Origin of the sequence: Gordonia sp. NPDC127522, from assembly GCF_042672305.1 — a bacterium.
GTDB classification, from domain to species: domain Bacteria; phylum Actinomycetota; class Actinomycetes; order Mycobacteriales; family Mycobacteriaceae; genus Gordonia; species Gordonia hongkongensis.
In genome coordinates, this window is sequence record NZ_JBHXVK010000004.1 from 177334 (window position 1) to 190666 (window position 13333).

The window sequence follows — 13333 nt, forward strand, 5'->3', positions numbered from 1 at the left end:
GCGACGGGCAGACCGGGAGCGGGGAGACGATGACCGCAGCACAGGGCACCAATCCGGTACTGGCGCAAAGCGGCCTGCCCTACGACCTCCCCGACTTCGCGTCGATCGCCGACGACGACTTCCTGCCGGCGTTCACCGAGGCCATGGCGTCGCATGTGGCCGAGGTGGAGGCGATCGCGGCCGACCCCGCGGCGCCCACCTTCGCCAACACGATCGAAGCCCTGGAGTTGTCGGGGCGCGACCTGGCCCGGGCGTCGGGGATCTTCTTCAACCTCGTCGGGCCCGACACGAACCCCAGACGCAACGAGATCTCCCAGGAGCTGTCGACGCTCCTGACCGATCACACGAACACGATTGCGATGAATCCGGTTCTCTTCGAACGGATCTCCGACCTCCACTCGCGCGCCGACGAACTCGATCTCACCGAAGCTCAGCGCCGGTTGCTCGACAAGCGGTACCGGGAATCGGTCCGCGCCGGAGCCGGACTCGACCCCGACGCGCAGCGTGAGATGCGCGAGATCGCCTCCCGCCTGGCCTATCTCACGACGACGTTCTCCCAGAAGATCCTCGACGACACCAACGACTCGGCGGTGCTGGTCGACGACGCGGCCGAACTCGAGGGTCTGTCCGCCGGACAGATCGCCGCCGCCCGCCGCGCCGCCGGCGAGGCCGGGCACGACAGCGGATACCTCCTCACGCTCGAGCTCCCGACGAGCCAGTCGGTGCTCGCCGAATTGACGAATGCCGATGTGCGCCGGCGGGTGTTCGACGCGTCGGTGGGGCGGTGCGCCCGAGGCAACGAACACGACACCCGGGAACTGGTCCTCGAGATCGTCCGCCTGCGGGCACGCCGAGCAGAGATGCTCGGCTACCGGGACCACGCCGAATACGTGATCGCCGAGCAGACGGCGCCGGACCCGGGTGCCGTCGACGACATGCTGCGCGAGCTCAACTCCTCGGCCATGCGTGCCGGTGGCCGCGAACTCACCCGGCTCACCGAGTTCGCGGGTGACGCGCCGATCGGCCCCGCCGATCTCACCTTCTGGCTCGATCGGGAGAAGCGGTCGCACTCGGCGGTGCCGCTCGACGACTTCGCGAACTATTGCGAACTGGACGCGGTGCTGACCAGGGGTGTCTTCTTCGCCGCGAACAAGCTGTACGGCCTCAGCTTTCGGGAGATCACCGATCTCCCGCTGTACCACCCGGATGTGCGCGCCTGGGAGGTACGCGACGACGCGGGCGTCGGTATCGGACTCTTCCTCGGCGACTTCTTCGCCCGGCCGTCGAAACGCGGCGGGGCGTGGATGAACAACATCGTCGACCAGTCGTCGGTCCTGCACACCCAGCCGATCATCGTGAACGTGCTGAACCTGACCAAATCCGATGCCGGACAACCGTGTCTGCTCACGATGGATCAGCTCACCACGCTCTTCCACGAGTTCGGGCACGCCCTGCACGGGTTGCTGTCGTCGGTCGACTACCCGTCGCAATCCGGGACATCGGTACCGCGGGACTTCGTCGAGTTCCCGTCGCAGGTGAACGAGATGTGGGCGCTGCACCCGGACGTGCTGGCGAACTACGCCCGGCATCACGAGACCGGAGAGCCGATCCCGGCCGAGCTCGCCGATGCGGCGCGGGAGTCGGCGGGAGCCGAGTCCGCGCACGGCACCATCGAATACCTCGCCGCATCCTCACTGGACCTGGCCTGGCACCGGTTGTCGGTGGCGGAGGCCGAGGCGGTGGCCGACGTCGAGGCCTTCGAGGCGCGGGCGCTCACCGACGCGGGACTGCACACCGAGCTGATCCCGCCGCGCTACCGGAGCTCGTACTTCAACCACATCTTCGGTGGCGGCTACTCTGCCGGCTACTACAGCTACATCTGGTCGGAGGTGCTCGACGCCGAGACCGAGCAGTGGTTCCTCGCCGAGGGCGGGTTGCGTCGCGAGAACGGCCGCCGGTTCGCCGACGCCACTCTCTCCCGCGGCGACAGCGTGGATCCGCTTGTCGCACACCAGGGCCTGATCGGTCGCCGGCCGCGCATCGAACCGCTGTTGCGGCGCCGGGGGCTCGCGGCCTGATCGGGTCGCGGTCATGACGACGACGCGCACCCCGCGCCGGGACCTGTCGGCGTTCGCGGTGCTGAGCATCGTGACCGCGATCGTCGTGATCGGTCTCAAACTGATCGCGTGGCGGATCACCGGCTCGGTCGGTCTGCTCTCCGACGCGCTGGAGTCCACCGTCAACCTCGTTGCGGCGATCGGTGCGTTCGTCGCGCTGCGGGTGGCGGCGAAGCCGCCGGACCGGAGCCACAACTTCGGGCACACCAAGGCCGAGTACCTCTCAGCGGTGTTCGAGGGGGTGATGATCGTCGTCGCGGCGGTCGTCATCGTCGCGACGGCCGTCGACCGCCTGCTCCACCCGGAGGAACTGGACGAAGTCGGCATGGGACTGGCGATCTCGGTGGGCGCGACGGTGGTCAACGCGGTCGTCGGCTGGGTGCTCATCCGCGCCGGTCGACGTCATCGGTCGCTGACCCTCGAAGCCGACGGGCGGCATCTCATGACCGACGTGTGGACGACGGCCGGCGTGGTGGTCGGTGTGTTCCTGGTCGCCGTGACCGGCTGGCTGCCGCTCGACCCGCTGATCGCCATCACGGTGGCTGCCAACATCCTCGTCGTGGGCGGACGGCTGGTCTGGCGATCCGGTGCGGGACTGATGGACTCGGCGCTGCCCGACGACCTGCGCGCCGCGATCGACGCCGTCCTCGCGCGTCACCGCGCCGACCGGATCGACTTCCACGACGTCCGCACGCGGGAGGCCGGCCATGAACGGTTCGTCCAGTTGCACATGCTCGTCCCCGGTGACTGGTCGGTGCAGCGCGCGCACGACCTGGCCGAGACGATCGAGGACGAACTCCGCGCCGCGGTCGACGATCTCACCGTGACCCTGCACGTCGAACCGATCAACGACCCACGCGCCTACGAGGACTGGCGGTTGGACTGAGTCGTCGTCGTCGCGTCAGTGGTTCGCCGGTTGGAAGGTGGCCTGGTGGGCGGCTTCCTCGGCGCGGATCACATGCATGACCGCGTTGATGAGGGCGAGGTGGGTGAACGCCTGCGGGAAGTTGCCGAGATGCTGTCCGGTCTTGGCGTCGATCTCCTCGGCGTACAGCTTGAGCGGGCTCGAGTAGGACAGCAGTCGTTCGCACAGCGTCTTCGCCCGTGGCAGTTCGCCGATCTCGACGAGGGCCGACACCAGCCAGAACGAGCAGATGGTGAACGTACCCTCTTCGCCGCTGAGGCCGTCGTCGGTCTCCTCGACCCGGTAGCGGAGCACCAGTTCGTTCTCGGTGAGTTCGTCGGCGATCGCGAGAACCGTTGCGCGCACCCGGTGGTCGTCCGGCGGCAGGAATCGCAGCAGCGGGACGAGTAGTAACGAGGCATCGAGCGCGTCGTCGCCGTAACGCTGGGTGAACACCCCGCGCTCGTTGACCCCGTGCGCCAGGACGTCGGCCCTGATCTCCTCCGCGATCGCCGCCCACTCGCGCGCGTGGGCCCGCTCGCCGTGCATCGTCGCGAGGCGTGACCCGCGGTCGAGCGCGACCCAGCACATCACCTTCGACGACGTGAAATGCTGCGGCTCCCCACGCACCTCCCAGATGCCGCGGTCGGGGTCCTTCCAGTGCTTGATCGCTTCTTCGACCTGGGCCTTCAGCACGGGCCACAGCGTCTCCGGCACCGCTTCGTGCGACTTGATGTTGAGGTACACCGAGTCGAGCATCGTGCCCCAGATGTCGTGCTGTGCCTGGTTGTACGCGCCGTTGCCGATGCGGACCGGCCGGGCGCCGTCGTAGCCGGAGAGATGGGTCAGCTCTTCCTCTTCCAAGGTGCGTTCGCCGCCGACGCCGTACATCACCTGCAGCGGATGACGTTCCCCGTTGGTGATGCCCGAGACATCGGCGATGAAGGAGAAGAAGTCGTCGGCCTCCCGGTCGAGACCGAGCGTGTACAGACCCCACAGGGCGAAGGTGGAGTCGCGCACCCACGCATAGCGGTAGTCCCAGTTGCGTTCGCCCTGAGGCGTTTCCGGCAGCGACGTGGTCGCGGCGGCGAGCAGCGCACCGGTCGGGGAGTAGGTGAGTCCCTTCAGCGTGAGGGCCGAACGCTGCAGGTGTGAGCGCCACGGATGATCGGGGAAGCTGCCGATGTTGATCCATTGCCGCCACGACTCGCTTGTCGCCCACATCTTCTGGGCGGCTTCCTCGAAGTTCTGCGGCGCCGGCTGCCGGGACCAGCTGAGTGCGACGAAGCGGTTGTCGCCTTCGACGAGCCGGGTACGTGCCCGCGCTTCGCGACCTTCCAGACCGAGCCGGAGGTCCGTGGTGAGTTTCAGGGTGGGCGTGTCGGCATCGGTGTCCTTGGCGGTCGCGATCGCCTCGCCGTAGGCCGGGCCCGAGTACTCCCACTTCGTCGTCCCGCGGTGGTAGTCGAAGGCGGGTTCGCAACTCATGTGCAGTTCGACGGTGCCGGACACGCAGCGCACGGTGCGCAGCAGGATGTGCTCGGCGTCCCAGTCGGTGGGCGTCCGGCGGTGCGTCTTCGAGCGACGTTCGTTGTCGTGCCACGGACCCATGACCAGTGCGTCACGGACGATGATCCAACCGGTGTCGGTCTGCCAGGTGGTCTCGACCATCAGGCTGCCGGGCAGGTATCGCCGATCCACCGGGACGTTCACGCCGTAGGGCGCCAGTCGGAAGTGGCCGGCACTACGGTCGAGGATGGCACCGAAAACGCTCGGAGAGTCGGGCCGGGGTATGCACATCCACTCGACGGAGCCGTTGCGCGCGATGAGACAGTTGGTCTCGGTGTCGGACAGGAACGCATAGTCGCCGATCGGCGGGAAGGCGCTCGTGTGCGACGGAGCCGGGGGAGCCGCCGGGGAGACGTCGGCGTCGGCCGCGGTCCCGGATGCCCGCGGCGGCACGGTCGGCAGGGACGTTACGGTGGAGTCATCTGCGACAGACATGGGTTCCATCATTACGACGGGTTCTCGCCGACGCCACTCGGCTCCCGCGAGCGAGACAGTGGCGGTGATCACGGACTCGGAGTGACGCAGATGCCGCGGACGGATATACGGCTCCCCGCGGGAACGAATGCACGGATGACGGGGTGATGAGGTGTCGGCGTTCTTCGACTGGTGGGACAGCGTGGAGGAGTGGCTCACGGGCCTGTCCTTCGTGCCCCAGTTGCTGGTGACCGTCGCCGTCGTGATCCCGGTGGCGATCCTCATCGCCTACGTGCTGAGTCTGCTGGTCGACGCCGCCGCCACGCTGGTCGACCGACGCCGCTTCGCCGACGACGACGGGACCGGATTGTGAAGAAGATACTGCGTTCGCCCGTCACCTTCGCGCTGCTGGCGCTGCTGGTCCTGGTCATCATCGCCTGGCTTGTCACGGGCTGAGCGTCCCAAGCTGGTCGTCGCCGGTTGATCGGTGGGTTCGGCGACCCTTCGTGACGGCCCTCCGCAGGCTCCGGGCCTCCTCAGGGAGCGGGTGGTGTTCCGGCCCATGCGCAGTATGACGAACTCGCTGCGCCTGAAGGCGCGCCACTTCACTGCTCCCTGAGGAGCGAGCTTGCGAGCGTCACGAAGGGTCTTCGCAACCCCGGTCGCCAGGCCCTTCGTGACGCGCCCTCCGCAAGCTCCGGGCGCTCCTCAGGGAGCAATGGCTATGTCGTTCTTCCGGATCAGGGAGCGGGAGGAGCGGACGGTTCAGTGTCCGGCGGGGACAGCTCGTTGATCCGCCGCCGCGCGGTAGAGCGACCCGATCGCCTCGATGACGTCCGGATGGGTGCCGAGGGGACCGGCGACGAGGGTGTCGTCGACCAGGGCGTCGAGGGCCGACTCGACCCGCTCGGTGAGCAGTCCGGCCGACAGGAAGTACGGACTCACCGCGATACGTCGGGCACCGCCGGCGCGGAGTCGGCGCACGGCCGAGACGACGGCGCGATCGTGCGGCCCCAGCTTGGTCGCGAAGACCACCTCGACCGGACGGTGGAGCCGCGTCGACAGTTCGATCGCCCGTAGGCGCACCGAGCGATCGGCGGCCGGGTCGGAGGACCCGACCGCGGACAGGATCACCCCGTCGCGCGGGCCGAGGCCGGCCTCGACCAGACGGTCCGCCAGTGCCCCGGCCAACGATCGGGTGCCCATGACGTCGGTCTGCCGGGCGGTCGGACGTCGCGACGCGATGATCGACGGTAGGTCGATCTTGTGGTGGTACCCCGCCGACAGCAGCATCGGTACGACGACGGGACCGTGGTGCGGCGAATCCGACCCGCCCAGCTGTCCGAGAACGTCGCCCACGAGTGGCTCGTCGAGGTCGAGATAGGAGAGCACCACCTCGACACCGGGCAGGCTCGACGCGACGGCGTCACGCACGCGGCGCGCGGTCGCGCCGAAACGCGGATCGCGACTGCCGTGTGCGGCGAGGACGAGAGTCGGTGTCACACCAACTCTTTGAGATGGAGCGGCGCCAAGGCGTCGCCCACGAGGCCCGCGGCCAGCGTGTTCCCGCCCTGCGGGTCGATGAGCAGGAAGCTGCCCGACTCCCGGTTGACCTGGTAGTCGTCGGCTGGGATCGGCTCGGCGGTCTGCACCGAGATCCGCACGATCTGGTTGAGTTCCACCGATTCCGGTGCCTCCACCAGGGCGAGGTTCTGCTCGTCGAACAGCGCGTCGAGGGCGCCGACGATCGCCTGGGTGGTCTTGGTGCCGTGCTTGAGGAGCAGGCGAGCGCCCGGGCGCAGCGGCTTCTCGGCGAGCCAGCAGACCGTTGCGCTGAACTGCTGCAACGGTTCCGGGGCGTCGGCGGCGGTGGCGATGAGGTCACCGCGCGAGATGTCGACGTCGTCTGCCAGCAGGATCGTGACACTGCGTCCGGTGTGCGCGGTGGGCAATTCGCCGTCGGCGGTGTCGATCTGGCTGACGGTGGTCCGCTGCCCCGACGGCAGGACGACCACCTCGTCGCCGACGGAGACCCGGCCGGCGGCGATCTGACCCGCGTAACCGCGGTAGTCGGGGTGTTCCGGCGTGCGGGGACGGATGACGTACTGGACCGGGAACCGCAGGCCGACGTCGTTGCGCTCCACCAGATTGGGCACGGTCTCGAGATGCTCGATGAGTGTCGGCCCGTCGTAGAAGGAGGTGGTCTCCGAGCGGTGGGCCACGTTGTCGCCGTGCAGCGCCGACACCGGGATCGCGGTGACCTGCTCGTCGGACCAGCCCAGCGATCGGGTGAGTTCGGCGAATTCGGCGGAGATCTCGGCGAACACCGACGCCTGGTCGGTGACGAGGTCGATCTTGTTGACCGCGAGCACCAGCTGGGGCACTCCGAGAAGGGCCATCACCGCGGCGTGGCGGCGGGTCTGGGCGACGACGCCGGTGCGGGCGTCGACGAGCAGGATCACCAGTTGCGCAGTCGACGCACCCGACACCGTGTTGCGGGTGTACTGGACGTGCCCGGGGGTGTCGGCGAGCACGAACGAGCGCGCGGGAGTGGCGAAGTAGCGGTAGGCGACATCGATGGTGATGCCCTGTTCGCGCTCGGCCCGCAGCCCGTCGACGAGCAGCGACAGGTCCGGGGTGTCGAGACCGCGGTCCACCGACGCCTTCGTGACCGCGTCGATCTGGTCGGCCAGAACGGATTTCGTGTCGTACAGCAGGCGGCCCACGAGCGTGGACTTACCGTCGTCGACGCTGCCCGCGGTCGCGATGCGGAGGAGATCAGGAGCGTGCTTCATCAGAAATATCCTTCGCGCTTACGGTCTTCCATGGCGGCCTCGGAGACCCGGTCGTCGCCACGGGTGGCGCCACGCTCGGTCAGCCGCGACGCGGCGACCTCGGCGAGCACGGCCTCGTTGTCCGTGGCGTCGGAGAGGACCGCGCCGGTCGAGGAGCCGTCGCCGACGGTGCGGTAGCGCACCGAGAGTCGCTGCACCTCTTCGCCTTCGCGGGGACCGCCCCAGACTCCCGAGGTCATCCACATGCCGTCGCGCTGGTAGACCTCGCGCTCGTGGGCGTAGTAGATCGACGGGAGGAGCACCTGCTCGCGAGCGATGTAGCGCCAGATGTCGAGCTCGGTCCAGTTCGACAGCGGGAACACCCGCACGTGCTCACCCGGGGCGTGGCGGCCGTTGTAGAGGTTCCACAGCTCGGGGCGCTGTCGCTTCGGGTCCCACTGGCCGAAGGCGTTGCGCAGCGAGAAGATCCGCTCCTTGGCGCGGGACCGCTCCTCGTCGCGGCGACCGCCGCCGAACACCGCGTCGAAACGGTTCTCGGTGATGGCATCGAGCAGGGGGATGGTCTGCAGCGGGTTGCGGACCCCGTCGGGGCGCTCGGTGAGCCGGCCGTCGGCGAGGTAGTCCTCCACCTTGGCCACGTGCAGCCGCAGGTTGTGCCGTTCCACGACCTGGTCACGGAACTCGAGGACCTCGGGCAGGTTGTGCCCGGTGTCGACGTGCAGCAGCGAGAAGGGCAGTGGCGCAGGCCAGAACGCCTTGAGCGCGACGTGCAGGAGCACGGTGGAGTCCTTGCCGCCGGAGAACAGGATCACCGGCCGCTCGAACTCGCCCGCGACCTCGCGGAAGATGTGGATCGCCTCGGACTCCAGGGCGTCGAGTGTGGTGAACTCGTCAGCCTCCGCGGCGGCGGCGCCGCTCGTCTGGGCAGCGGCGACGCCGGGCGTCGCCGGAACGGACGGTGTTTCGGTCACGGTCATGCGTGCAGCCCACATTCTGTCTTGGCGCGACCGGCCCAGCGGCCGCTGCGCGGATCGGATCCGGGTTCGGGTTTGGCGGTGCACGGTGCGCACCCGATGGAGGGGTATCCCTCGTCGACGAGCGGATTCACCAGCACGCCGTTGGTGTCGATGTAGTCCTGCATCGTCTCGTCGGACCAGGCCGCGATCGGATTGATCTTGACCAGTCCGAAGCCCTCGTCGAAGGAGATGAGCGGGGCGTTGGCCCGAGTCGGTGCCTCCACACGACGGATGCCCGTGATCCACGCGTCGTACCCGGCGAGCCCGGCCTTGAGCGGCACGACCTTCCGCAGTCGGCAGCATTCGCCCGGGTCGCGCGCGAAGAGGTTGCGCCCCAACAGCTCGTCCTGCTCGGCGACGCTGTGCTCGGGGGTCAGGTTCACCATCTCCACGCCGTACACCTGCTCGACGGCGTCACGGGTGCCGATGGTCTCGGCGAAGTGGTACCCGGTGTCGAGGAAGAGCACCTTGACCGGGTCTCCGTCGAGGAGCTCACGGTCGATGTTCTTCACCGCGAGGTCGACCAGGGCCGCGTCCTGCATGTTCGACGCGACGACGAAGTTGGTGCCGAAGGTCTGCGCGGTCCAGCGGATCAATTCCTCCGGGGTGGCGTCGGAACCGAGGTCCGCAGCGCCCTTCTCGGCGATGTCCCGCAGCTGGTCCTCGCTGAAGCGCCGGCCCGTACGGGTGGTGGTCTCGATGGTCATCGCAGCGCCTCCTCATCGGCACGAACGGCCCACTGCGCGAACCGTTCACCCTCTTCGCGCTGGTCGACGAAGTTGCGGACCACGCGTTCGATGTAGTCGCCCAGTTCGGTGCCCAGCACCTTGTGCTGGCGCAACTTGCGACCGAAACCCGAGTCCAGGCCCAGGCTGCCGCCGAGGTGGACCTGGAAGCCGTCGGTCTGGTTGCCGTCGGCGTCCTCGACGAGCTGTCCCTTGAAGCCGATGTCGGCGATCTGCGACCGTCCGCAGGAGTTGGGGCAGCCGTTGATGTTCACCGTGATCGGCACGTCGAGCTTCGCGTTGATGTCGGCCAGCCGCTCGTCCAGTTCCGGGGCGAGGACCTGCGAGCGCTTGCGGGTCTCGGTGAACGACAGCTTGCAGAACTCGATGCCGCTGCACGCCAACAGGTTACGGCGCCACCGGGTCGGCCGGCCGTGTAGGCCGAGTGGCTTGAGCTCGTCGATCAGCCACTCGACCTTGTCGTCGGGGACGTCGAGGACGATCAGCTTCTGGTACGGGGTGAAGCGCACACGGTCGGAACCGGCCGCGGCGACCGCCTCGGCGGTCTTGGTCAGGATCGTGCCCGAGACGCGTCCGGCGATGGGGGAGAAGCCGATCGCGTTGAGGCCGTTGCTCAGCTTCTGCACACCGATGTGGTCGATCGGGCGCTCGGGCTTCTCCGGCGCCGGGCCGTCGATCAGCTTGCGACCCAGGTATTCGTCCTCGAGCACCTGGCGGAACTTCTCGATGCCCCAGTCCTTGATGAGGAATTTCAGCCGCGCCTTGGCGCGCAGACGCCGGTACCCGTAGTCGCGGAAGATCGAGACCACGGCCTCCCAGACGTCGGGTACTTCGTCGAGCGGCACCCAGGCGCCGACGCGCTGGGCGAGCATCGGGTTGGTGGACAGTCCGCCGCCGACCCAGAGGTCGAGTCCGGGGCCGTGCTCGGGGTGCACGACGCCGACGAACGCGACGTCGTTGATCTCGTGGACCACGTCCTGCTGGCCCGAGATCGCGGTCTTGAACTTGCGCGGCAGGTTCGAGTACTTCGGGTCGCCGATGTAGCGGCGGACGATCTCGTCGATGGCCGGGGTGGGGTCGAGGATCTCGTCGAGGGACTCGCCGGCGAGCGGGGAACCCAGCACGACGCGGGGGCAGTCGCCGCAGGCCTCGGTGGTCTGGAGCCCCACACCCTCGAGGCGCTCCCAGATCGTCGGGACGTCCTCGATGCGGATCCAGTGGTACTGGACGTTCTCGCGGTCGGAGAGGTCTGCGGTGTCGCGGGCGAACTCGGTGGAGATCTCACCGAGGGTGCGCAGCTGAGCGACGTTGAGCGCACCGCCGTCGCAGCGCACCCGCATCATGAAGTGACTGTCCTCGAGGATGTCGATGTTCTCGTCGCCGGTCCAGGTGCCGTCGTAACCCTCGGCGCGCTGGGTGTAGAGACCCCACCAGCGCATCCGGCCGCGCAGGTCCTGTTTGTCGATCGAGTCGAAACCCTGCTTGGAATAGATGTTCTCGATGCGCGCACGCACGTTGAGCGGGTTGTCGTCCTTCTTGACCTGCTCGTTGGGGTTCAGCGGCTCGCGATAACCGAGCTTCCACTGACCCTCGGCGCGGCGCTTGGTCGGACGGGCCTTGCGGGCCGGGCGCGCGGGCTTCGCGGCGGCCGGCTCGGCAGCGGCAGCGTCGTTCGGTGCACCCGGACCGGAAGCGGCGGGGGCGTCGGTGGTGGACGTCATGAACTCTCCTGTGCCGGCGCACAGGGCCGGCGTTCGTTGCACGAGTTACGGGCTGAAACGTGCCGGCATCCCCGGGAATCGGGGACGAATCGGGGCCGAGACGTCGCTAGATGCGACAGAAAGCGCTGTTGACGCGCTTGAGATCAATGTGGCGGCGAGCTGCGAGCCACACCCCGGGGAAAATCACGCGGTCCATAGTGCCACGCTCCCTATCGGCTCGTCTACTTGGGGTTATTTTCCATCACGATGATGGAAACCGGGCCGGGCTCCACCCTGCCTGCGCCGCACAACGCCGTCGAGGACCGCGCTGTTCCCGATCGGGGCGACGATTTCCTCCCACGTCGCCGCGATCGGCATCATGGAACGGTGAACGTCGACACCACCACCATCGCAGCCGACCTGGTCGCCGCTGCGTGCCGCGACGTCGACGCGGACGTGCCTCTCGCGCTGTACCTGCACGTCCCGTTCTGCGCGACCCGGTGTGGGTACTGCGACTTCAACACCTACACGGCGGGCGAACTCGGTTCGTCGTCGTCGCCGGAATCGTGGCAGCACGCGGTCGCCCGCGAACTCGACGCGGCGTCGCGGATGCTGACCCCGGCGCGGCCGGTCTCGACGATCTTCGTCGGCGGCGGCACCCCGTCGCTCCTCGGAGGTGCCGGTCTCACGCGCCTCCTCGACGCGGTGCGGGCGAACTTCGACCTGGCCGACGACGTCGAGATCACCACCGAGTCGAATCCGGAGTCGACCTCGCCGGAGTTCTTCGATGACCTCCGGTCCGCCGGTTTCACCCGCATCTCGCTCGGCATGCAGTCGGCCGCCGCACACGTGCTCAGGCTGCTCGATCGCACACACACCCCGGGTCGGGCGGTTGCGGCCGCCAGGGAGGCACGAGCGGCCGGTTTCGAGCACGTCAACCTCGACCTGATCTACGGCACGCCCGGCGAGACGGATGCCGACCTGCACGCCACCGTCGACGCGGTGCTCGACGCCGGGGTCGACCACGTGTCGGCCTACGCGCTGATCGTCGAGGACGGCACCGCACTCGCCCGCCGCATCCGGCGCGGGGAGATGCCCGCACCCGACGACGACGTCCTCGCCGACCGCTATCAGATCCTCGATCGTCGTCTGCGTGCGGACGGACTCGACTGGTACGAGGTGTCGAACTGGGCGCGCGGCGAGAAGTCGGTGTGTCGTCACAACATCGCCTATTGGCACAGCCACGACTGGTGGGGCATCGGTCCGGGGGCGCATTCCCACGTCGCCGGCGTGCGCTGGCTGAACGCCAAACACCCCGCACGCTACGCGAAGTCGCTGGCGGACGGGGTCCTGCCGATCGCGTCGGCGGAGCAGCTGACCGCCGAGGACCAACACCTCGAGGCCATCATGCTGACCACCCGGTGCCGCAGCGGACTGCCGCGCGATCTCCTCGACGACGCCGAGACGGCGCATGCCGAACAGCTCCGGGCCGACGGACTGCTCACCGCGGCCGACGACGCCTATGTGCTCACCGACGCGGGTCGGTTGCTGGCCGACGGCGTGATCCGCCGCGTGCTCTGGGGCTGATGCGGGTTCCGGTGCCCGTTTACCAGCGCTGATCGGGGCGAGGCGGACTCGTCCAGCCCGTCGATCGGGCACCGCGCCGATGCGCACCGGGGCCGTCGGGTGTGGTCGGGGGCCGACGCGCCGGGATCTCGGCGGTGTCCTCGAGTTGATCGTCGAGGGGTTTGGCCGCGTCGGACAGGTCCAGGGCGTCGAGGTCGAGGGTGCGCGCGTGGATGATGTGCCGGTTTCGCAGCGCCGACCGCACCGCGCGATGCAGTCCGTCCTCCAGGTAGAGCTCGCCCTCCCACCGCACGACGTGGGCGAACAGGTCGCCGTAGAAGGTGGAGTCCTCGCTGAGGAGCTTGTCCAGGGCGAGGACCTTGGTGATCGGCGTCAGCTGGTCGAGCCGGAGTTGCCGCGGCGGGATCTTGGCCCAGCCGCGCGTCGACAGCCCGTGGTCGGGATAGGGCTTGCCCTCCCGCACCCCCTTGAAGATCATGCGAACT

The 13333-nt window shown here is 68.5% G+C and carries 11 protein-coding genes; 4 read left to right on the top strand and 7 right to left on the bottom strand.

The window, feature by feature from the left end; translation table 11 throughout:
- The first annotated feature begins 29 nt into the window (after positions 1-29).
- Both ACFVHY_RS11185 and ACFVHY_RS11190 read left to right on the top strand, forming a co-directional pair.
- The gene (locus ACFVHY_RS11185) at positions 30-2078 is read left to right on the top strand and encodes a M3 family metallopeptidase (RefSeq protein ID WP_390271729.1); all 2049 of its coding nucleotides are present in this window, start codon (positions 30-32) and stop codon (positions 2076-2078) included.
- A 13-nt stretch (positions 2079-2091) separates the two neighbouring features.
- Positions 2092-3003, top strand: coding sequence for a cation diffusion facilitator family transporter (locus ACFVHY_RS11190; RefSeq protein WP_390271731.1), 912 nt, complete (start codon positions 2092-2094; stop codon positions 3001-3003).
- 15 nt (positions 3004-3018) lie between these two features.
- On the opposite strand, the gene ACFVHY_RS11195 is transcribed toward ACFVHY_RS11190, so the two are convergent.
- On the bottom strand, positions 3019-5025 hold the full coding sequence (locus ACFVHY_RS11195) for a glycoside hydrolase family 15 protein (RefSeq protein ID WP_390271733.1): 2007 nt from the start codon (positions 5023-5025) through the stop codon (positions 3019-3021).
- 151 nt (positions 5026-5176) lie between these two features.
- Here ACFVHY_RS11195 and ACFVHY_RS11200 point away from each other — a divergent pair, with 151 nt between their 5' ends.
- Positions 5177-5377 carry a hypothetical protein gene (locus ACFVHY_RS11200; RefSeq protein ID WP_055475487.1) on the top strand — a complete coding sequence of 67 codons (201 nt, stop codon included), beginning with the start codon at positions 5177-5179 and terminating at the stop codon, positions 5375-5377.
- Between the two features lie 392 nt (positions 5378-5769).
- On the opposite strand, the gene ACFVHY_RS11205 is transcribed toward ACFVHY_RS11200, so the two are convergent.
- From ACFVHY_RS11205 to ACFVHY_RS11225, 5 genes are read right to left on the bottom strand one after another with little or no spacing between them, the layout of a single operon-like run.
- Positions 5770-6507 (bottom strand): sirohydrochlorin chelatase, encoded by a 738-nt coding sequence (locus ACFVHY_RS11205; protein ID WP_390271735.1) that lies wholly within the window; start codon positions 6505-6507, stop codon positions 5770-5772.
- Positions 6504-7799 (bottom strand): sulfate adenylyltransferase subunit 1, encoded by a 1296-nt coding sequence (locus ACFVHY_RS11210; RefSeq protein ID WP_390271737.1) that lies wholly within the window; start codon positions 7797-7799, stop codon positions 6504-6506. The genes ACFVHY_RS11205 and ACFVHY_RS11210 overlap by 4 nt, the downstream gene beginning before the upstream one ends.
- Positions 7799-8791, bottom strand: a complete 993-nt coding sequence (gene cysD, locus ACFVHY_RS11215) for a sulfate adenylyltransferase subunit CysD (protein WP_390271739.1) — start codon at positions 8789-8791, stop codon at positions 7799-7801. The genes ACFVHY_RS11210 and cysD overlap by 1 nt, the downstream gene beginning before the upstream one ends.
- The gene (locus ACFVHY_RS11220; protein ID WP_205333882.1) at positions 8773-9522 is read right to left on the bottom strand and encodes a phosphoadenylyl-sulfate reductase; all 750 of its coding nucleotides are present in this window, start codon (positions 9520-9522) and stop codon (positions 8773-8775) included. Before ACFVHY_RS11220 ends, cysD begins: the two co-directional genes overlap by 19 nt.
- Positions 9519-11282, bottom strand: a complete 1764-nt coding sequence (locus ACFVHY_RS11225; RefSeq protein ID WP_390271741.1) for a nitrite/sulfite reductase — start codon at positions 11280-11282, stop codon at positions 9519-9521. The genes ACFVHY_RS11220 and ACFVHY_RS11225 overlap by 4 nt, the downstream gene beginning before the upstream one ends.
- 366 nt (positions 11283-11648) lie before the next feature.
- Between ACFVHY_RS11225 and hemW the strand changes: the two genes are divergently transcribed.
- Complete coding sequence (hemW, locus tag ACFVHY_RS11230; protein ID WP_390271743.1) at positions 11649-12848, top strand: radical SAM family heme chaperone HemW; 1200 nt, start codon at positions 11649-11651, stop codon at positions 12846-12848.
- A gap of 19 nt (positions 12849-12867) precedes the next feature.
- Here the strand turns inward: hemW and ACFVHY_RS11235 are convergent, their stop codons facing one another.
- A complete protein-coding gene (locus ACFVHY_RS11235) occupies positions 12868-13326 on the bottom strand; it encodes a type II toxin-antitoxin system VapB family antitoxin (RefSeq protein ID WP_390271745.1) in 459 nt (152 codons plus the stop codon).
- Positions 13327-13333 lie beyond the last annotated feature (7 nt).